The 18969-nt window shown below is 64.9% G+C and carries 15 protein-coding genes and 2 tRNA genes; 12 read left to right on the top strand and 5 right to left on the bottom strand.

The genetic code is table 11. The features are described 5' to 3' along the window. Positions 1-145 precede the first annotated feature (145 nt). On the top strand, positions 146-628 hold the full coding sequence (locus AC5IJH_RS00335; RefSeq protein WP_491900789.1) for a response regulator: 483 nt from the start codon (positions 146-148) through the stop codon (positions 626-628). Between the two features lie 174 nt (positions 629-802). Next, positions 803-1528, top strand: coding sequence for an ABC transporter ATP-binding protein (locus tag AC5IJH_RS00330; protein WP_491900788.1), 726 nt, complete (start codon positions 803-805; stop codon positions 1526-1528). Between the two features lies 1 nt (position 1529). On the opposite strand, the gene AC5IJH_RS00325 is transcribed toward AC5IJH_RS00330, so the two are convergent. Beyond that, positions 1530-2006, bottom strand: coding sequence for a response regulator (locus AC5IJH_RS00325; protein WP_491900787.1), 477 nt, complete (start codon positions 2004-2006; stop codon positions 1530-1532). A 289-nt stretch (positions 2007-2295) separates the two neighbouring features. Between AC5IJH_RS00325 and AC5IJH_RS00320 the strand changes: the two genes are divergently transcribed. The 4 genes from AC5IJH_RS00320 to AC5IJH_RS00305 all read left to right on the top strand — a co-directional run bounded on the left by AC5IJH_RS00320 (position 2296) and on the right by AC5IJH_RS00305 (position 4418). Further along, positions 2296-2370, top strand: a tRNA-Gly gene (locus AC5IJH_RS00320). 77 nt (positions 2371-2447) lie between these two features. Further along, a tRNA-Cys gene (locus AC5IJH_RS00315) sits at positions 2448-2522 on the top strand. 241 nt (positions 2523-2763) lie between these two features. Continuing rightward, on the top strand, positions 2764-3864 hold the full coding sequence (locus AC5IJH_RS00310) for a Fic family protein (RefSeq protein WP_491900786.1): 1101 nt from the start codon (positions 2764-2766) through the stop codon (positions 3862-3864). Positions 3865-3905: 41 nt separating this feature from the next. Next, a complete protein-coding gene (locus tag AC5IJH_RS00305; RefSeq protein WP_491900785.1) occupies positions 3906-4418 on the top strand; it encodes a DUF3291 domain-containing protein in 513 nt (170 codons plus the stop codon). Positions 4419-4457: 39 nt separating this feature from the next. Here AC5IJH_RS00305 and AC5IJH_RS00300 read toward each other — a convergent pair whose 3' ends face one another. Further along, entirely contained in the window at positions 4458-5924 is a 1467-nt protein-coding gene (locus AC5IJH_RS00300) for a tetratricopeptide repeat protein (protein WP_491900784.1), read from the bottom strand. A gap of 25 nt (positions 5925-5949) precedes the next feature. On the opposite strand from AC5IJH_RS00300, the gene AC5IJH_RS00295 reads away from it, so the two are divergent. Beyond that, positions 5950-6192 carry a hypothetical protein gene (locus AC5IJH_RS00295; RefSeq protein ID WP_491900783.1) on the top strand — a complete coding sequence of 81 codons (243 nt, stop codon included), beginning with the start codon at positions 5950-5952 and terminating at the stop codon, positions 6190-6192. 104 nt (positions 6193-6296) lie between these two features. Here the strand turns inward: AC5IJH_RS00295 and ku are convergent, their stop codons facing one another. The 3 genes from ku to AC5IJH_RS00280 all read right to left on the bottom strand — a co-directional run bounded on the left by ku (position 6297) and on the right by AC5IJH_RS00280 (position 8764). After that, positions 6297-7205, bottom strand: coding sequence for a non-homologous end joining protein Ku (gene ku, locus AC5IJH_RS00290; RefSeq protein ID WP_491900782.1), 909 nt, complete (start codon positions 7203-7205; stop codon positions 6297-6299). A 123-nt stretch (positions 7206-7328) separates the two neighbouring features. Further along, positions 7329-7742, bottom strand: a complete 414-nt coding sequence (locus AC5IJH_RS00285) for a DUF3224 domain-containing protein (protein WP_491900781.1) — start codon at positions 7740-7742, stop codon at positions 7329-7331. Positions 7743-7774: 32 nt separating this feature from the next. Continuing rightward, on the bottom strand, positions 7775-8764 hold the full coding sequence (locus AC5IJH_RS00280; RefSeq protein WP_491900780.1) for an aldo/keto reductase: 990 nt from the start codon (positions 8762-8764) through the stop codon (positions 7775-7777). Between the two features lie 238 nt (positions 8765-9002). Between AC5IJH_RS00280 and AC5IJH_RS00275 the strand changes: the two genes are divergently transcribed. The 5 genes from AC5IJH_RS00275 (at position 9003) to AC5IJH_RS00255 (ending at position 18843) form a co-directional block, all read left to right on the top strand. After that, complete coding sequence (locus AC5IJH_RS00275) at positions 9003-10601, top strand: hypothetical protein (RefSeq protein WP_491900779.1); 1599 nt, start codon at positions 9003-9005, stop codon at positions 10599-10601. 46 nt (positions 10602-10647) lie between these two features. Continuing rightward, positions 10648-11595 (top strand): type I phosphomannose isomerase catalytic subunit, encoded by a 948-nt coding sequence (locus AC5IJH_RS00270; RefSeq protein WP_491900778.1) that lies wholly within the window; start codon positions 10648-10650, stop codon positions 11593-11595. 312 nt (positions 11596-11907) lie between these two features. After that, on the top strand, positions 11908-15774 hold the full coding sequence (locus tag AC5IJH_RS00265) for an Ig-like domain repeat protein (RefSeq protein ID WP_491900777.1): 3867 nt from the start codon (positions 11908-11910) through the stop codon (positions 15772-15774). A gap of 140 nt (positions 15775-15914) precedes the next feature. Next, positions 15915-16319, top strand: a complete 405-nt coding sequence (locus tag AC5IJH_RS00260; RefSeq protein ID WP_491900776.1) for a hypothetical protein — start codon at positions 15915-15917, stop codon at positions 16317-16319. A 55-nt stretch (positions 16320-16374) separates the two neighbouring features. Beyond that, complete coding sequence (locus tag AC5IJH_RS00255; RefSeq protein WP_491900775.1) at positions 16375-18843, top strand: hypothetical protein; 2469 nt, start codon at positions 16375-16377, stop codon at positions 18841-18843. Positions 18844-18969 lie beyond the last annotated feature (126 nt).

Below are 18969 nucleotides of genomic sequence, written 5' to 3'. Positions count from 1 at the left end.
CTCCTCAATCGTGAATGGCGTCAGCCTTGTCCTGCATGCCGGGGCCGGCATGCGGCGACCACAATCAGCTCTGCCGCACTCGCTCGCCCGGCGGGTGCAGACAGGCGCAGTACGGTCCCCGAAGAGGGACAGAAGGACATTCTGGATGCGGCCTCGTAAGACGATTCTCTGCGTGGATGACAATGAGCAGGCACTCTCGGTTCGCAAGTTCATGCTGGAAACACGCGGCTATCGCGTCGTCACCGCGCACACTGCCGCGGAGGCGCTGGAGATCTTCTCCGCCGGCAATGTCGACCTGGTGCTGAGCGACCTGATCATGCCGCAGATGGACGGCAACGAACTCATCCGGCGCATGAAGGCGATCTCGCCCGAGGTGCCGACGATCATCCTGAGCGGGAGCGTCAAGAACTTCGAGCGCGCGTCGAGCGCCGACGCCTTTCTGCCCAAGGGCGCCTGCACCCCGCTCGAGGTGCTGGAGCGCATCCGCGTAATGATCGCGCGCAAGCGCGGCCCGCGGAAGGCGCAGCCGGCAGACGCCGACGTGGCCGCCCTGAATGCGCGTGAGGCGAACGGAACCGCGATCGCGATGGGCAGCCCGCGGCCGAACCCCGTCTCGGCAGCCGGCTAGCCGACCGACGACGTCAGAGAAGCGCTCAGCGTATAGGTGGCTAGTCACGGATTCTGCTGGCTGCCTTTCCGCCGACCGCTTCTCCGCCGACAGCTTCACCTCTGGTCGCTTCTTCGCCAACGGCCCCGACGCCGTGCGCTCTCCCGGCAGCGCAAGCGACGATACAATCGGCAGGTGCCGCCCATCATCGTCGCTCAGGGTCTCAGTAAAACTTACCGCTCCGGACGCATCACCGTTCCGGCGCTGCGCGAGGCCACCTTCTCGGTGGAGCGCGGTGAATTCGTCACCATCGTTGGTCCATCCGGCAGCGGCAAGTCCACACTCTTTTACCTGCTTGGCGGGCTCACCCGCGCCACCGCGGGCACGATTCTTATCGACGGTGTCGATTTCGCCGCGCTGCCGGACGCGGAGCGCACCGCGTTGCGCGGCCGCAAGATCGGGTTTGTCTTCCAGAAGTTCAACCTGCTGCCCACGCTGAGCGCGCGCGACAACATCGAGATCGCCTACGAGATCAGTGCCCGTCAGGCTGGCGGACTTCCGCCGCTCGATCGCGGTTACTTATCGCAGCTGGCGCAGATGCTTGGCGTCGAAGCACGGCTCGATCATCGGCCATCCGAGCTCTCGGGCGGAGAGCAGCAGCGCGTCGCCATCGCCCGCGCCTTGATCACGCGGCCCGCCCTGGTGCTGGCGGATGAGCCGACCGGCAATCTGGACACGGCCAACTCGGACATCGTGCTGGGTATGCTGCGCCACTCGAATCAGCAGCTCGGGCAGACGGTGTTGATGATCACGCACAATCCCGAGGCGGCTGTAATCGGTGACCGCATCCTGCACATCCGTGACGGTCAGCTGATCGAGAATGACTTCCGCGTGTCCCCGGCAGACGCCGTCCGGCACTAGCTCAGGCTGTAGCCTGCGTGGCTGGAGCAGGACGCAGATGGGCCGCGGTAATCGTCTTTCGATCGATCCGGGTCTCCCCCTTCATGGCGCGGCGGATCGTCTCGCACAGCTCGAACGGATGGAATGGCTTCAGCACCAGCCCGGCAATGGGAAGCTGCCGCAAGAGGTGGCGCTCCGAAGCATGCGCCGTGAAGAACACCACAGGAATGTCTTTGGTCCAGGGATCGGCCTTGAGTAGCTGAAGCACGGTCTCGCCCGACATGTCGGGCAGCTTGAAGTCGAGCAGGATGACGTCAGGACGCTGCTGGCGTGCCCTCTCCAGGCCCTCCTGGCCGTTCGCGGCTTCGTGCACCACGCCCATGCCATTGGTCAGCAGCACGAGCGAGGTAACGGTCCGAATGTCGCAATCGTCATCGATCATCAGAATGTTCGGGCGAGCGGTCACTTGTGGAATGCGGTTCAAGAGAAATTTCAGCATGATTCCTGGGCCTCTCCCATTTGGGCTGTTCTGGACAGCTCTCACAGGCAAGATCGTGTCATTTTTACGCGACCATGCGGAATTTATTTACCCGATTCGGGCCACTGTAGTAATCCGGGGCAGGGTACCCCACGACTTTCGAGTGATGAACATCTCCGCCCTGCCGATATACCTGTTCTCCCGAACTCCGGAACAGCCCGCTCCCGGAGGCGCTTCTGACCCTTGGTGCGCTCACGTTGCTCAGGTTTGACCCATATCCCGGCCGTCGCTATACTCAGCAAGTACTTCAGCGGGAGTAGCTCAGTGGTAGAGCATCGCCTTGCCAAGGCGAGGGTCGCGGGTTCAAGTCCCGTCTCCCGCTCCAGTGAGCAAGCCTGATCGAGGCTTGTTCCGGGTGAGCGGTTCCGTCAACGCAACCGCACCTCATCCTCTCCGCAAGACGGCGCGGTACCCAAGTGGTAAGGGAGAGGTCTGCAAAACCTTTATGCGTGAGTTCGATTCTCACCCGCGCCTCCACTCCCCTCGATAGATTGCCCCCATAAATGCAATCGCTGCTGCCCTGTGCATGCCAGCCCGGAACTCATTTCTAAACTTGAGTCCGTGGCAAATCGCAACATCTTGTACTTCCCGCGGGAGTTTGACCTCCAAGTTGTGCCCTTCATCGGATTTGAGTAAAGGAACTTTACGGTCAATCTCTTTGTGTAAAGAAAACAGGCTCTTTATTTACGTAAAGAAGATGAAGTTCTAAACTCGCAAGATGCGTCCGGCCAGCCCCCTCGACCTGCCAATCCTGACGAAAGCAGACTGGCTCGCATTAATCCCAGCATTGGGTCGAGCGAACCGCAGTGTGGCCGAGTACAACGGCATGCTGCGACGCCTCCCCAACAGTGATCTGCTTCTCTCGCCTTTGCGCTTGCAGGAGGCCGTGTTGTCCTCTCGCATCGAGGGAACGTTGGCGACCATGAGTGAGGTCCTACAGTTCGAAGCTGGTGAGCCACCGCAACGAGAGTCACGACGTCATGACATCGAAGAAATTCTGAACTACAGAACTGCGCTCGATGCAGCCACGGAGGAGCTAAAAAGGCGCCCTTTTAACCTTAACTTGCTCCTCGAACTCCATAGAATTCTCTTGTCGAGCGTTCGAGGCTACAACAAGGCTCCGGGTGAATTCAGAAGGCAGCAAAATTATATAGGTTCTCGCGTGGGAGGTATTGAGCAGATCCGGTTTACACCGCCGGATTGGACAAAACTTCAGCATTCATTGCGAAACTGGGAAAGCTACTACCACTCTGATGACGATCCGTTAGTACGCCTAGCGTTGATACATGCTCAATTTGAGTTCCTTCACCCTTTTTTAGATGGCAACGGCCGCATCGGTAGGATCCTCATTCCGATCTTCCTATTTGAGAAAGGGCTCCTTTCTCAACCGAATTTCTATATGTCTGAATATCTTGAGGAGCATCGTGAGACTTACATAGGCAGGCTGAATGATCTAGGCCGCACAAAGACCTCCTGGCGCAATTGGACCGAGTTCTTTCTGGAAGCAATCACCTCGCAGGCGGTGAACAACGTTAAGACGGCAGACGCTATCCTGACACTGTATGAAAGCCTGAAAGAGCGTTTTATCTTAATAACCAATTCTCGATATGCAGTGCCTTTGCTCGACTGTGTATTCCAGATGCAGTATTTTCAGGCGAGTCAACTGCGATGGAAAGGAGATGCTCCCAGTAAGCCGACGCTCATGAGCATGTTGCAAGCTCTAGAACGAAAGCAGGTAATTATGGTCTACAGAGGAAGTTCTGGAAGACGTTCGTCTATCTGGTGGGTTCCTGAGTTGCTTCAGCTAGTCGGACGCTGATTTCGCCACCCTGCTTACTGGACTTGCAATTTCTGTCCTGTGTGAACGACCACACGAAAAGACTGGCGGCGTCGCTCGCCGACCGCTACAACGGACACATGGTCTTCGTCAGTCTGACGCGCCTCCGGGTCCGCGCCCTCCGCTTTCTGCCCCTGTTCGCCATTCATGCCGTTCGCTCACGACGCCAGGCGAGCAAGGCCGCAGGCTTTCTGAATGGTTCGCTGCTTGCCGACCGCAAGTGGACTTTCTGGACACTGACTGCGTGGGAGAGCGAAGCCGCCATGCGCGCCTACATGGTGAGCGGCCCGCACAAGCAGGCGATGCCCAAACTGATGAACTGGTGCGATGAGGCCTCCGTCGCGCACTGGACGCAGGAGAACCCGGTGCTGCCCACGTGGAAAGAAGCCGACCGCCGCATGCGCGAGCAGGGCCGCATCTCGAAGGTGCGGCACCCCAGCCCGCATCACGCCGATCTGACCTATGCCGAGCCGCAGGGGAGCAGCGGCGCCTCAATCACGCCAGTCGCGCCAAGAGAGAAAGTGTCGCAGTCCTAGCGACGTGCCGTGTATCTGCCGCGAAGCCGGTCTGGGTGCTCAGCGCGAGCACCCGCCGCCATTCACCAGGTCCAGCTTCTCGCGTGCGCGGGTCGAGGCTGGGCTGAACTTGAGGACCGTGCGTAGCACTTCCTGGTCATCGCTGGTCCGGCCCAGCATGCAGTCCGCGATGGCCAGGTTCTCGCCGATGGCTTCGCGATCCTGCGCTGCGGTGAACGCACGCTTCCACATTGTTTCCGCCGTGGACAAGTCGCCTTGCCGTGCCAGCAGAAGCGCAAGGTTGTTCGTGGCTTCCACGTCGTCGGGGTGAGCCTTCAGCGCGGCATCGTAGAGCTGTCGCGCATCGTTCAGACGCCCCCGTCCCTGGTAGAGGAAGGCGAGAGCGGTCGCGACCTGCGCATCGGAGGGGTCCACCCTCCATGCCTGATCGAGGGATGCCGTCGCGCGCTCGGCCCACTGCGGCTCTCCCTTGAGCAGAAGATCGTAGTAAGCCAGTCCGAGTTCCCGGGGCGTCACGGTCTCTCCCGGAAGGATCGGCTTTACATCCTCTAGATGCGTATCCGCGCTGGTGACATGTTCCGGGAGCCGCAAAATCCGGTGATCCGTCCAGGCGACGTGGGGCGTGTCGCGCACTTCGGACTTGGGCATATGACACGAGGTGCAGTCCCGGTTCTCCGGGTGGTGGCTCTGCGCAAAGCCAGCGTCGCTATGGCACGCGAGACATTTGCCGCGGTAGAAGCTGACACGCTGCTCGGGATCGGGGCGCATGTGCGGATCGTGGCAGCTTGTGCAGGACATCCGGTCGCCACTGGCTCGCTTGCACTGGCTCTGGCTGAGTTGCTCCACCTCGGTCACGCTTCGTCCTGAGTTCGAAGGCACGACAAAGTAGCTGAGGTAGTGCCGTATGTCGTCACCGGCCTTGTAGTCCAGCACGGACTGGCCGGGAAGCTCGACGCTGGTATCGCCTTCGAGGTGACAGCGGATGCACACCGAATCCCGCGCCGCCGCATTCAGGGTGGCAGGATTCACCGTGCGCTGCTTGCCTTTGCTCTGCACATGGCGCGTGCTCTCTCCGTGGCACTCTTCGCAGGTGATGCCGCCATGCAGAAATGGCAGGCCCGCGAAGTGATTGCCGTCGCCTGGCAGCGGCTTGTGTACACCGCTCATGTGGCACCGCATGCAACGCGCCTTCATCGGCAGCGCGTCCGGCACACTCGACACCCCCGCGAGCCCGGGCGCCATTGCGTAGCCATGCAGCGACGAATAGTAGGCGACCGGAGACTCGAGCAGATAGCCATCGATCGTGTAGAGGTAGGTGCGGCCGAGGTTGCCGGAGCCCAGGTAGTAGAGCAACGGCTGCTGGGCTGAGAACCCCTTCCGCGCAACCTGGTAGGAGAGAACGGGACCATGCGCGCCGGGCTGCAGGTGATACGACGCGCCGGATGCGGCATGGACGAAGTCGCCCGGCAGCAGGGCGTCCGCGGCGAGCCCGCTTCCGTTCGCCATGGGTGTGCGGAGATACGATTCGAAGATGGCGCGATGGCATCCTGCGCAGGATGCGTCTGCGGAGCGAACCGGTGTCGGCTGCGCTGCTGGTCTTGCTGGCTGTGCCCCGGCAGAGCTGCTGAGCGCTATCCAGACCGCGAGCAGTCCCCACGCCAGCCAGGCGGGGACGACACGCGTTGCTGTTCGGGAAGCGGGAAGGCCCATCCTCATCAACCGCAAACCAGCCATTGCCCTCGCGGACTCAAGCGCAGGGCGCGAACCCCCGTAGCGGACCCGGAGCGCACCCGGAGCGCACCCCGGGGCGGCTGAGCAGGAGAAGCATAGCATCGCCCGCAGGCTCGCCTTCGTCGCCGCCCATCCAGCAGGTCCTGCCTAGACAGCTTTGCTGCGTCGCCCTTTGCCGGGAGCCTTCTCCGTGCCGCCGTCCTTGGCAGCGCGCTGCGGCTCTTTCTTCTGTGCAGCCGGCGGGACCAGTGCCGGTCCCGCCGCTGGTCCGGCCGTGTCCTTCGCGGCTTCTTTGGCCGCGAGGCTCTGCTTCAACGCAGTCATCAAGTCGACCACCGGGGCGAGCCGCCGCTTCTCTTCGCCTGCCTCGGGAGCCATGCCGGCGCGCTTGCTTTCGACCAACGAGAGCACCTTGTCTTTGTATGCATCGATGAACTGCTCCGGCGCGAAGGGCGCGCGCAGCGCCTCCATGAACTTCTCGGCGAGCGCGACCTCCTGCTCCGGCACCTCGGCCTCTGTGTCATGGCCGTATTCGGCGACCTCGCGCACCTCGGCAGCGTAGTAGAGGGTGTGCAGCAGCATGCCGCCGTCGTACGGCCGGATTAGCACCACCTGCTCGCGTCCGCCCATCGTCACCCGGGCGATGGCCGCGAGCTTCTCCCGCACCATGCCGCGAAACAGCAGGTTGTAGGCGCGCTTGCCGCTCTCTTCGGCGGCTGAGTAGTACGAGGTCTGAAAGTAGATCGGGTCGACCTCTTCAAGCGACACGAACTGCTGGATCTCCATCACGTCGGACGAGCTCGACTCGAGCGCCTTGAGCTCATCCGGGCTCACGATCACATACGTGCCCTTGTCGACCTCGTAGCCTTTCTGTAACTCGTTGCGTTCCACAACGCGGTCGCACTGTGGGCAGAAGATCTGCTGCTTGATGCGGCCGCCGCACTCGGAGTGAATCTGGTTGAAGCTGACATGCTCCTCGCGCGCGGCCGCGTACAAGCGCACCGGCACGGAGACCAGTCCGAACGAGATAAAGCCCTTCCAAACCGTCGATGCCATTCGCGTCCTGCCTCGTGTCGAGTGAGCCCGGGACCGTGAGTATAGAGCACAGGATTCAGTGCATTGGCTGACTCAATCGTCACCTTCGCCATCTCATCGCCTAAAAGCGCGCGCCTAACTCAATCACGAGGCATGAGGGAGCGAGTACTCGAACGAGTAGGAGTGCTGCCCCGCGTCCATGCGGATGAGCATCACGCCCTCGAGTCCGGCCAGTTCGCCGGTTCCGGACGCAGGCACGACCCGAACCTCCATCACCGCGGAAGACGGGTCCCGCTTGAGCATCGAGGCCCGATGGGCCAGTAGAAAGCTGCCGCTGCGGCCGTCCACGGTCCCGGTAAAGCGCTCGAGTGCGACATAGGCCATCGCGCCCGACTCCTCAGTGTTCGCGGTCAGCATTTCACCGCGACTGGCCCCGGTCAGCGCCCCGGCGAACGTCTTGTCGAGTGTCATGCGTCCGAGGTCGCCCTGTTTGCCGATCGGTGACGCCTCGACTGGCGTTACTTTTACTTCGAACGTGCCTTCCGCTTGCTGAGCCACCGCTGCCCTCCCCGAAAACGTTCTGTTGCAGGTTACAGGTTCACCATCTGCATACCCCCAACGCCATAGCGCTCCCCGGCGGCTGCACCGCGCGGTGAAATCGCATCGAGGGCGGCGAGTTCGTCGCGTGTGAGCTGGACGTTGACGGCGGCTGCATTCTCTTCGAGATAGCTGCGCCGCTTTGTGCCGGGGATCGGCACAATATCGTCACCCTGCGCCAGCACCCAGGCGAGCGCCAACTGCGACGCCTCCACCTGCTTGCTGGCAGCGATCTCCCTCACCTTGCTGACCAGGGCCAGGTTGCGATCGAAATTCTCGCCCTGGAAGCGCGGCGAGTTGCGGCGGAAGTCGTCCGCCGCCAGGTCCTCATAGCGCTGGATCTGTCCGGTCAGGAAACCGCGGCCAAGCGGCGAGTACGCCACAAAGCCGATGCCGAGCTCACGCACTGTCGGCAGAATCTGCTCCTCCGGGTCACGCGACCAAAGCGAGTACTCCGTCTGCAGCGCACTGATCGGATGGGTGCGGTGCGCCCGCCGGATCGTCTCCGCACCGGCTTCCGAGAGCCCGAGGTAGCGCACCTTGCCCTCGCTGACGAGCTCGGCCATGGCGCCCACCGTCTCCTCAATCGGCGTCTTCGGGTCGACTCGGTGCTGGTAGTAGAGGTCGATCGTCTCGATGCCGAGCCGACGCAGGCTGGCCTCGCACGCTTGCCGCACGTACGCGGGGCTGCCGTCGATCGCGCGGAAGGACGGGTCCTCCTTCTTGCGCACGATGCCGAACTTGGTCGCGACCTTCACCTTGCTGCGGTGGGGAAGCAGCACGCGGCCGACAAGCTCTTCGTTGGTGAACGGGCCGTAGATGTCGGAGGTATCGAAGAAGTCGATGCCGAGCTCGATCGCGCGCTCGATCGTCGCCTCCGACTCGTACGGATCGGCCGTGCCGTAGAACTCGGACATCCCCATGCACCCCAGTCCCAGCTCGCTCACCTCGAGCCCCTGCGATCCCAGCTTGCGACGCTTCATGCTCATGCTCTCCATGCTTATGTCTCCGAACAGTTCGATACTTCGCTCACGCGAAAGATGCCCGAGGCCGAAAGATAGCCCGCCACTGTGAATCGTGAGGCAAAGTCCGCAGCGATCGCGTCTACTATCAGACGCGCCTGCGCGAAGCATCGACCGCGGAGCGAAGCGGATGCCCGGGCCTGGCCGCGGCGGCTGGAATTGGCTCGCAACCGCATAGCGCCTTGTGAGGAGTACGGGTTTGGGGCCAGCGATACGCGCAGTCATCCGTACGGCCATCCTGCTCATGGTGTGCGCCTGCGCTGGCCTGCTGCATGGGGCACCGCGCCGCCACATTATGTATCTGCGCGTGGACCCCGGCGTGCTCGACCGGCGGCTTGCGACCTTCCCCACCGGGGCGGCCCAGCAGATGCAGACGATCGAGCACCAGTTCGACCAGATCGGCTTCGGCAAGGGTCTCTGCAAACCGCAGGACACGCCCAAGGGCCTCGTGTGCACCGTCCCGGGCCAGACCTCGGCCGTGGTCCTGGTCGTCACGTTCCTGCCCAAAGCGGGGAAGCATCGCGAGATCCAGGTCGAAAATGCGCCACTCGTCCTGCTGCCCCTGCTGGCGGAGTCGGCGTTCGGGGTGGAGAGCAAATCCACGCACATCTTCGCTGCACTCGACAGCGATCCGGACGACCAGGCGGCGCTGCGCGGACTCATCGACAGGATCCAGGGCGTCGGGCAGCGGACGGTTTCGGCTGTGCTGCTGGTGTCGCAAGTGGGGCGGGCGGACCCCATCGTTGCCTGCGCCAAGCGCCGTTCGCCGCTGCAGCAGGCGCTGGCTGGAACCGCCTCGACCATGGGCGTCCCGATCATGTCCGAGAGCTCCCTGCCCTGTCCGAGTGTCCTGAAGGGGCTGGATGCGACCTTCTCGGACAAGCGCGTGCTGATCACCTCGCCCGGGTCGAAGCCCGCTCCGAACCCGGCCGGCTTCGGTTATATCTCGCAGGAACTCACGGCGCTCGATCCCAAGGCGTACTACACGACCTACCAATACCTGTGCACGCTACTCGCCTACCTCGACAGCCCGCTCCACGACGGCAGCCCCGCCAAATCGGCCAGCACGCGGGGCGACGAGGACATCACCGCGGAGCTGCGCGCGTGCTTCGAGCAGGCGCGCGCCGTGCGAGGGCTACCTGCCTTCAGTTCGAGCGAGCCATTGAACGCGTTCGCGCAGCAGCGCACGGCCAAATTAGTCGCCGGGGCGGACGCGGCAGCCTCCGAGCCGCAGAGCGACCTCGACCAACAACTACAAGCCGTCGGATTCACCGCCCAGGACGCGAGCGAGACGGTGAACTCGGTGGCCGAGTCTGATCGATCGCAGCTCTGCGACACCTTGCTCCGCAATCGCCTGCTCGCCTCCCCAGGACCGGTGGCGCTCGCCGTGACTGCTCAAGCCAGCAAGCAGCGCATCGTCGCGGTGGCTGAGCTTGCCATTCCGGCAGAACTCCCCGACATGCCTGCGCTCAAGCGAGACGTGCTCGACCAGATCGACAAGGCGCGAAGTGCGGTCGGCAGGCCTGTGCTGCGATCGATCGATAGCAGCTATATAGACAGCGTGGCCTGCGAAGTGAGCGCACTGCGGGAGCCTTCCCTTGGGCCAGTCCAGGCTCGCCTGAAGCGCGAGCACCAGAGCGGGCACATCGTGGTGTTCCGTGGCAGATCAGCCGCGATCCCGGACGAACAGCTTGTGACTCTGCGCGAAAGCACAGACGATCAGGTCAGCGTCGGCGCCTGCCGCAGCAGTTCCAACGGTGAAGCGTCTGTCGTGGTCGTCACCAGCCGCCACGAGTGAGTCCTGGCTTCGTCTTGCACGAGCGTCATGCGATGCTGGTGCGGTCATGTCTGCTCCCGTCCTCGCTCCCTTCCGTGTCGCTCCCTTTTTCAGCCCCCGCCCCTGGGGCACAACGGACCTGTCGCCCTGGTACGACTACCATCCGGTCGAGCCAGTGGGCGAGGCGTGGCTGACCGGGCCGCAGTGCACTGTCGAGAGTGGCCCGGAGCAGGGCCGCACACTGGCCGACGTGGCCAGCTCCTACCCGGACGCGCTGCTCGGGCCGCATCGCAACGAGGTCGGCGATTACCCGCTGCTGCTGAAGATACTGTTTCCGCATGACAAGCTCTCGGTCCAGGTGCATCCGGACGACACACTGGCACAACAGAGCGGCCAGCCACGCGGCAAGACCGAGTGCTGGTATGTGCTCGATGCGGCGCCCGGCGCAGCGGTCGCGCTCGGCATGAAGCCGGGCAGCACGGTCGAAGCGATGCGGGCCGCCATTGCCAACCACACGCTCGAGGCGATGGTGGAGCAGGTGCCGGTCGAGCGCGGCGACATGATCTTCGTCGATGCCGGCACCGTCCATGCCATCGGGCCCGGCGTCGTGCTGCTCGAGACGCAACAGACCTCCGACATCACCTACCGGCTCTACGACTACGGACGCCCCCGCGAGCTGCACATCGAGCAGGGGCTGGGGGCGACGCGGCTGCGTACTGCCGCCGGCAAGGTCGCTCCGCAGGTCGAGGGCGCCCGGACCCGGCTGATCGCCCAGCAATACTTCACCGTCGATCGCCTCGAGGTCCGGTCGGATCGGCCGTTCGTCTCCGAATTGGCCACCCACGTGCCCCACGCCCTGGTGGCGGTCGAGGGCAGCGCCGTCATCCAGGTGGCGGGAGCCGCCCCGGTGGAGCTGGTCGCCGGGCGAGCGGTCGTAGTGCCCGCGTCCGTTGATGCGTATCGCCTGGAAAGCGAGCGCCCGGCGGTGGTCATCCGGTCGCAGCCGCCGGCCTGAACACGTCCCCGCAGCCGTTACTTTCCTGTCATTTCTGCTAGTTACGAAACAGATTCGGTACCCGCATCTGGCGCGATAGTTGCATACTCTCGTAACTCCCCGTGTGCTTGAATAGGGCGAACTTCCCACTACCGGAAGATTTATGCCCATTTCGGGACAGATCCTTCCTCGTCTCTCCCCTACGGATGACGAACAGTGGAAGCCATACAGGCGGCCAGCCCTAACCCGGGCCGGCTGTCTCCCGGCTGGGTGCAGAGGGCGCCGCTGATGAGCGCTCCGTCACCCCGACGGCAGAAGGATGCGGAGCGGACGATGACACAGTGGCAGCACGGGTTTGGCAGTGATGCAGGTGGCCCCCAGGCAGCGCACCCCCGGACGTGGGTCCGGCGTGCCGCTGTTCTGGCCGTGGCTGCCGCGCTTACGGGCGTTGCTGCCGTGGGTCAGTCCATCCGCCTGGTGCCCAGCGTCGTTCGTTTTGCCGGTGCCAGCAATCGGAGCGCTTCGCCGGTCGCGGATACGGGGCTGGCCGCCAACACTGCATTGAATGCCCCGACCTACGTCACCGCCGACCCCAGCGGAAACCTGCTGATCGCCGACACCGGAAACAACTGCATCCGTCGCGTGGATTCGAGCGGCCAGATGACGGTGCTGGTGGGCCAGCCCGGGGGCGGTGGAGACACCTGCACCAATGCATCGGGCGTGACTGCCGATCCGACGACCGGAGTCCTGGGCCCGCTCGGTATTGCGGTTTCGAGCACCGGCAAGGTCTTCGTCGCGGACACAGGACACAACTGCGTGCGTGTCCTCTCGGGCAGCGGCATCGGATCGCTTGCGCCGCTCGTGGGCAACTGCACCCAGGCCAGCACAGCTTCGCCGGCACCGGCGCCAGCGGGCCTGGCGGTCGACGCGGCCGACAATCTCTACATCGCGATCAGCGACACAACGGACGGCGTCTTCCAGGTGCTGCGCGCCGATGCGTCGAGCGGTTACAGCTCCGTGTGCCTGCTCAGCGGGGCACCGTCTCCGGTCGTCTCCAACCAGTGCGCCGGGATTGCGGGCGGCACCATCCTGAACGCGCCGCTGGGTCTGACGGTTGACCCGGTCGGCGATCTCTATATCGCCGACTCCGCCAATGCGTGTGTGCGCGAAGTATCCAGCGCGGGCGTGCCCCTGGTCGCAGCCGGCAAATGCGCCAACGATGGCCTGGGCAATGCCGCGACGGCACTGCAGAAGCCGGTCAGCGTGGTCTCGGATGCGGTCGGGCGCCTCTTCATCATGGACAACGCGGCCGCGAAGCTCTTTGAGCTGCAGGGCACATCGTTGATCCCGACCGGTGGCAACGGGCTCACCGGCGCCTACAACTTTAATCAGGAAGGGCTTGCCGCGGTCGGGGTGCCACTCGCAAATGCGAATGGCCTGGGCGCCGACCGCGCGGGCAACCTGTACCTTGCCGATCCCGGGAACAACAACGTACGCATCCTCTCCGGACTGAGCTTCCCTGAAGTCAATGTGGGCGGCACCAGCCAGCTCCAGCCGATCTACTTCGAGGTGCTGAGCGCCGTAAACCTGGCGAGCTCCGTCGCCGGGGACTTTTCGGTCGTTGGCAACACCTGCACCGGGGCCTTGCCGGCGCCGAATCCAGGACAGGTAGAAACCTGCGAGATCTCGGTCAAGTTCCACCCCGTGCTGCCTGGGTTGCGCACAGCGCCGCTCACCATCACGGATGCGACGCCATCGCCGGCGAAGACGTACCAGTTCGGCCTCAGCGGCGTGGGCCAGAGCGCAGAGGCACTGTTTCTGCCGGGCAAGATCAACACCGTGACCGGCTCGCTCGCCTCCCCGGTCGCTGTGGCGATCGACGGCGCTGGCAACGTCTACTACGCGGACAGCGGCACCGGACCGGGGAACGGCTCGGTCTCCGAGCTCGCCGCCGGCTCGTCCACCCCTGTGCAGTTGATTGCGCCCGGTGGCGTAGGCTCGCCGACCGCGCTGGCTCTGGATGCCGCCGGCAACCTCTACATCGCGGATGCAGCCACCAACTCCGTTTTGCGCTACGACCCGCAGGCGACTCCGACGACCTCCGCAGTGGTCACCGGCCTCGACCATCCCGTGGCGCTGGTCATTGATCCGCTTAGCAATATCTATGTCGCCGAAGACGGCGCCGTCCGGGTCGATGTGCAGAAGATCTACGCCGGCGGTCAGCGGGCGATTGTAGCCGGCGGCGGTACCCGTGCACCGAACAACGTGCTCGCCACCGCGGCCCAGTTTGTCCATCCTTCCGCGCTTTATCTCGACGCGGCAGGCGATCTCTACGTTGGCGATCGCGGCGCGTATCGCGTCTACGTGATCACGCCCGGCGGCTTCATCCGCTACTTCGCCGGCAATGGCACGACGACCGATGTCGACCAGACGACTCCGGGCGGTATCGCGCTCCCCGGCATTAGCGGCGTGAGCGCCGACCCGGCCGGCGACATCTTCATCGCGGATGCGGCCACCAGCCGCCTCCTGCTGGTCTTCAAGGGAAGCGCGCAGAACCCTGGCGTGCAGATTTTGGCCGGCAGCGGCACTCCGGGGTACACGGGCGATGGCGGTCCCTCGAACGTAGCCACGCTAAGCGGTCCGCTCGCGGTGGCGGTCGATGGCTCGGCCAACGTCTACCTGGCGGACAGCGGCAATGGTGCGTTGCGCGCGATCACCTACGCCTTCCCGACGCTCGACTTCGGCACCGTGAAGATCGGCATGACCAGCCCGCCGCAGCTCACCACGCTGTGGAACGCCGGAAACTTCGTACTGAACCCGCTGGGACAGCCCGGTCTCGATGACACGACGAACTTTTCGGTGTACACACCGTCGAGTCTCTGCGGTGGCGCTCTGACAATCGGCGCGACCTGCAACGCTGCATTCGTCTGCAATCCGCAGGTTCCCGGCACCCTGACGGCTCATTACTTCGACAAGGGCGACAGTTCAGTCACCCCCGATCAGCAGATCACCCTGCTCTGCACGGCGCCGCCGCCGCCGCAGACCACAATTACGAACCAGGCAGTCACGGTCGTCTATGGCGACGCCTACACGCTGAGCTCGAGCATCACCGGCAACCAGACCACCGCGCCCACCGGCACCGTGACCTTCAGCATCGGCGGCGTGAATCTGTGCGCCGCGCAGCCAGTCCCGGCGAATGGGCCGCTGAGCTGCTCGCCTTCGCCAACGCTTGAGGACGTGGGCACCTACTCGGTGACCGTGAGCTACTCGGGCGATGCCAACTACCCGGCGAGCACCGTGACGATCGCACTCACGGTGGTACCGCGCCCGGTGACGATCACGATCGATAACCAGACCCGGCCTATCAATACGCCGAACCCGACTCTCACTGGCACCGTTGCCAACGTCGTGGTCGGGCAGAGCATCACGGCCAGCTTCAGCACCACGGCGGTTCTGACCAGCCCGGCGGGCGGCTACCCGATCACGGCAACCTACGCCTTTGGCGCGAACACCAAGCCCGGCAATTATGCCGTGACCGTCGTGGACGGCACCCTGACTGTGACGGATAGCACCGGCACAGGCGGTGGTGGAGGCGGCGGAGGCGGTGGTGGGGGCGGTGGCGGTGGTGGTGGTGGTGGCGGGGGAACGCCCGGCGGTAGCTTCACGATCGCCAGCACGCCACCCGAGCAGGAGATCGATCGCAACGGCACCGTCCACTATCCGGTGACGCTGACCCCGACCGGCGGCTTCACAGGCGCCGTCACCCTCAGCTGCTCTGGTTTGCCGGCGGGCGCAAGCTGTGCCTTTGAGCCTGCGAGCGTCAGCCTTGCCGGCACGGCGGCCAGTGCCTCGACCATGACCATTACGGCGACGGCGGATAAGACGAATGTGCCGAACGTGATGAGCCGGCTTAGACCCGGAACGCTGCCGTCGCAGCAGCCGGCGAGCCCGCTGCTGGCATGGACGATGCTGCCGCTCGGACTGGGCGGCTCGCTGGGCTCCTTCTTTGTCGGTCGCGGAGCACGCCGCCGGCGTCTGTGGCTGCTGGCCTCATGCACTGTGTTGTTGGGCCTTGGCATCAGCGGTTGTGCGGGTCCGAACCACTACAAGATCTACACCGTCACCGTCTCGGCCAGTGGCCTCAACGGCGGTACAACGATCACGCAGTCCACCACGGTTGACCTGGTTCTGGCTCGGTGATGTTGCTGCCTGGCCTGCTGTCCTCCTTCACCCCCGGACCGGCGCCTCAAGAGCGCGGCCGGCAGGCAGGCTCGCTCGCCCGCGCGCGCTGCTGCTGAGGAATGTTCATGCGTCTTTGCTCCAGAGCTACGCTTCGTTCGTTGGTCCCCGGTCTGCTGCTCGCCGGCCTGTGCGCCGGTTCCGGTCTCGCGCAGCAGTCCGCCCCGGCGGACACGAGCGCTGCCTCGGCCCCGGCCGCGCCCGCCAGCCCGAAGCAGAAGCGCAAGCACGCCAAGCCGTCCGCGGTGAAGGCCGCCAAGGTGCAGGACGGCTCCGCCACAGCGCCCGCCGGCCCGGCAAAACCCGCTGTCATGCAGGATGCTGTTGCAGCGCCAGCGCAGGCCAACCAGCCCGTAACGACCTCGTTTGGCCCGGTCATCCGTGCGCCCCAGGCCACCGGCACCGTTGCCCAGGGGGGTGAATCATTCCCGACAGTGAAGCCGGACACGGAAGCAGCGCCGCTGGCCGGACGCCGCTCCTCCCCTGACGCCCCCCCCGGGCAGTGACACCGGCGATACGAATCAACCAGAAGCGCCAGCGGCCGATGCCACGCTCTACCTGGTGCCGGCCAACGCTCCCGCACCGGCCGCGCCAAGCCAGACGTTATCTGCCCCGCCGGAGAACGTCCCGTCGTCGGCGAGCGCTCCCGCACCGGCAGCCGAAACGCCTGCACCAGCTCCTGCGCCTGTCGCGGCAGCAGCGCCCGCGGCCGAGACTCCCGCCCCGTCGGCGAGTCCTGCCCCGTCGGCAGCAGCGTCCGCAGCAAGCGAAGCGCCGGCAGCAGCCTCTCCCGCCGCGTCTCAGCCCGAACCCTCTGCCACGGGTGTCGCCAACCCGGAGCCAGTCACGCCAGAGTCGGAGACCTCGCCGGACGGGAAGCCTGCCGCAGCGTCCAGCCCGGCAGCGGTCAGTGCGGATGCGGCGCCCGCGCCCGCAGCCGCGCAGGCGGCAGCCACGGAATCGACCCCTGCTACTGCCCCGTCAGCGCCGGCAACCGTCGCCCCAGCCGCTGAGACGACCGCGCCAGCCGACAGCCCTGCAGTTCCGGCCACCCCGCAGACCGCCACACCGCCGGCACAACAGACCCCCGCACCCGGTGCACCAGCACCCGATGCGGCACCCGCAAACCCGACGCCGGATGCGTCTGCCGCGCCCCAGGCGCCGTCCACTCCGGCACCAGCGCCGTCCACACCTGCCGCACCGGACGCGACCCCTGCTCCGTCTGCCGCCCCGTCTACTCCTGCTCCCGACGCTCCGGCTCAGCCCCCCGCTGGGGCACCCGCGCCCGACCAGAACGCGCCGGCAACGCCCTCGCCGGACAGTGCCGCACCGGCTCCCGCTGGAGACGCTCCGAGCACGTCCCCGACGACTGCGCCGGCTGGTGAGAACCAGGCCACCAATCCATCGCTGCCCTCCCCGCAGGTCAACGATGCGGAGCCACCGCCGGCATCGCGCGTCGACATCTTCGGCGGCTACAGCTACCTGCGCCCCAGCGGCAGTGTCGGCACGTACAAGTTCCCCGAGCAGAACACGCGCGGTTACATCGCCAGCGGCACCTACTATTTCAGCCGCCACTTCGGCGTGCAGGCCGAGTTCTCGCACAGCGAGTACCCGCTCGGCACGACCGGCGTCTCGCCTGCGCCGCCCTTCGTGCAGCTCGGTGGCCTGACTGACTCGTTCTATACCGCCCAGGCCGGTCCGGTGTACCGCTTCTTCCTCGGCCAGCGAGTGATCCCGTTTCTGCACTTCACCGCCGGTGGAGCGGACATCGCCGGGCCCAAGTTCCAGCCGCTCAAGTGGGGCTACGGCTTCAACGGCGGGGGCGGCGTGGATCTGCTGATCCCGCACACGCATGAGCATCTCGCGTTGCGCGCCGTGCAGGCCGATTACGGCTACATGCACGCTGATCAAGGCAAGCTGCTGCCGTACGATCTGGCCGGGGGCACGCAAAGTCCGAGCGCACTCCGCCTCTCTGCCGGGCTGGTCTATCGCTTCGGCGAGATGAACCCGATTCCCTCGAAGAGCCTGGCCTGCGACGCCACTCCGGCCGACGTCTTCGCCGGTGAGCGGGTCACCCTCGCGGCGACTCTTCGCAATTACAAGGACCGCACCAAGCACCCCTTCTTCTTCACCTGGCAGCTGAATGGCGGCAAGCAGCAGGGCTTCGGTCCGGTGATCTTCGTCGACACCACCGGGCTTGCCGCGGGCACGTACCACGCGACCGCCCACATCTCCCTGAAGGAAAAGGGCAAGCAGTTTGCCCAGTGCTCGGCCAACTACACGGTGAAGGAATCGCCTGCGCCGACTCTGAAGTGCTCGCCTGACCCGTCCACGGTGACGCCAGGCCAGGTGTCCACCATTACCGCCTACGCGACCAGCGTTGCGCAGCGCAAGCTCACGTACAGCTACACGACGTCTGAAGGCCAGATCAGCGGCACGAACGATACCGCGCAGCTGCACACGGACGGCCTGCCGCCGGGTGTCGCGAACATCACCTGCAAGGTGCAGGATGACCTGGGCCGCACAGCCGTGGCGACCACCGAAGTGACGATCGCGCCGCCCGCGCTGCCGCCTGCTCCGAAGGCTCAGCCGCTCTGCACGGTCTACTTCAACCGCGATATGCGGCGTCCGGCGCGTGTGGATAACGAAGGCCGCGCCTGCCTGGACGACATCGCGCTCACCCTGGAGCACCAGCCGGATGCACGACTGGTTCTGATCGGCGAGCACTCTGACAGCGAGGCCGATGGCCAGCTCACCGCGGCGGAGCGCGCCATGAACACACGCGCCTACCTCGCGGCCGAGAAGGGCATTGACCCGAGCCGCGTGGACGTCCGGACGAGCACTACATCGGGACGCCAGGTGCAGACGTTCCTGCTCGCCCCCGGAGCGATCTTCGACCAGCCGACCGAAGGCCGGATCGACGAGACGAAGATCAAGATCCACGGCCAGCAATACGCCAGGCAGCAGCACCGGGGGACCGATCAGAAGGGACCTGTCGGCGAAGGAGTGTCGCACCCGCCGAAGCACTAGATTCTGTAGAGCGGGCGAGCCGCTGCCTTCATAGGGCAGCGGCTCGCGCTGTTTTCTGGCAGCTATACCTCATCAGTAACCAAGGAACTGGGACCCAAGGTTATGTCCTTCAGCAGCTTGGAACTT

The sequence above is a fragment of the Candidatus Dedyshia acidiphila genome, assembly GCF_051025295.1.
Classification (GTDB): domain Bacteria; phylum Acidobacteriota; class Terriglobia; order Terriglobales; family Acidobacteriaceae; genus KBS-83.
This window is presented reverse-complemented; position numbering and strand designations above follow the sequence as displayed.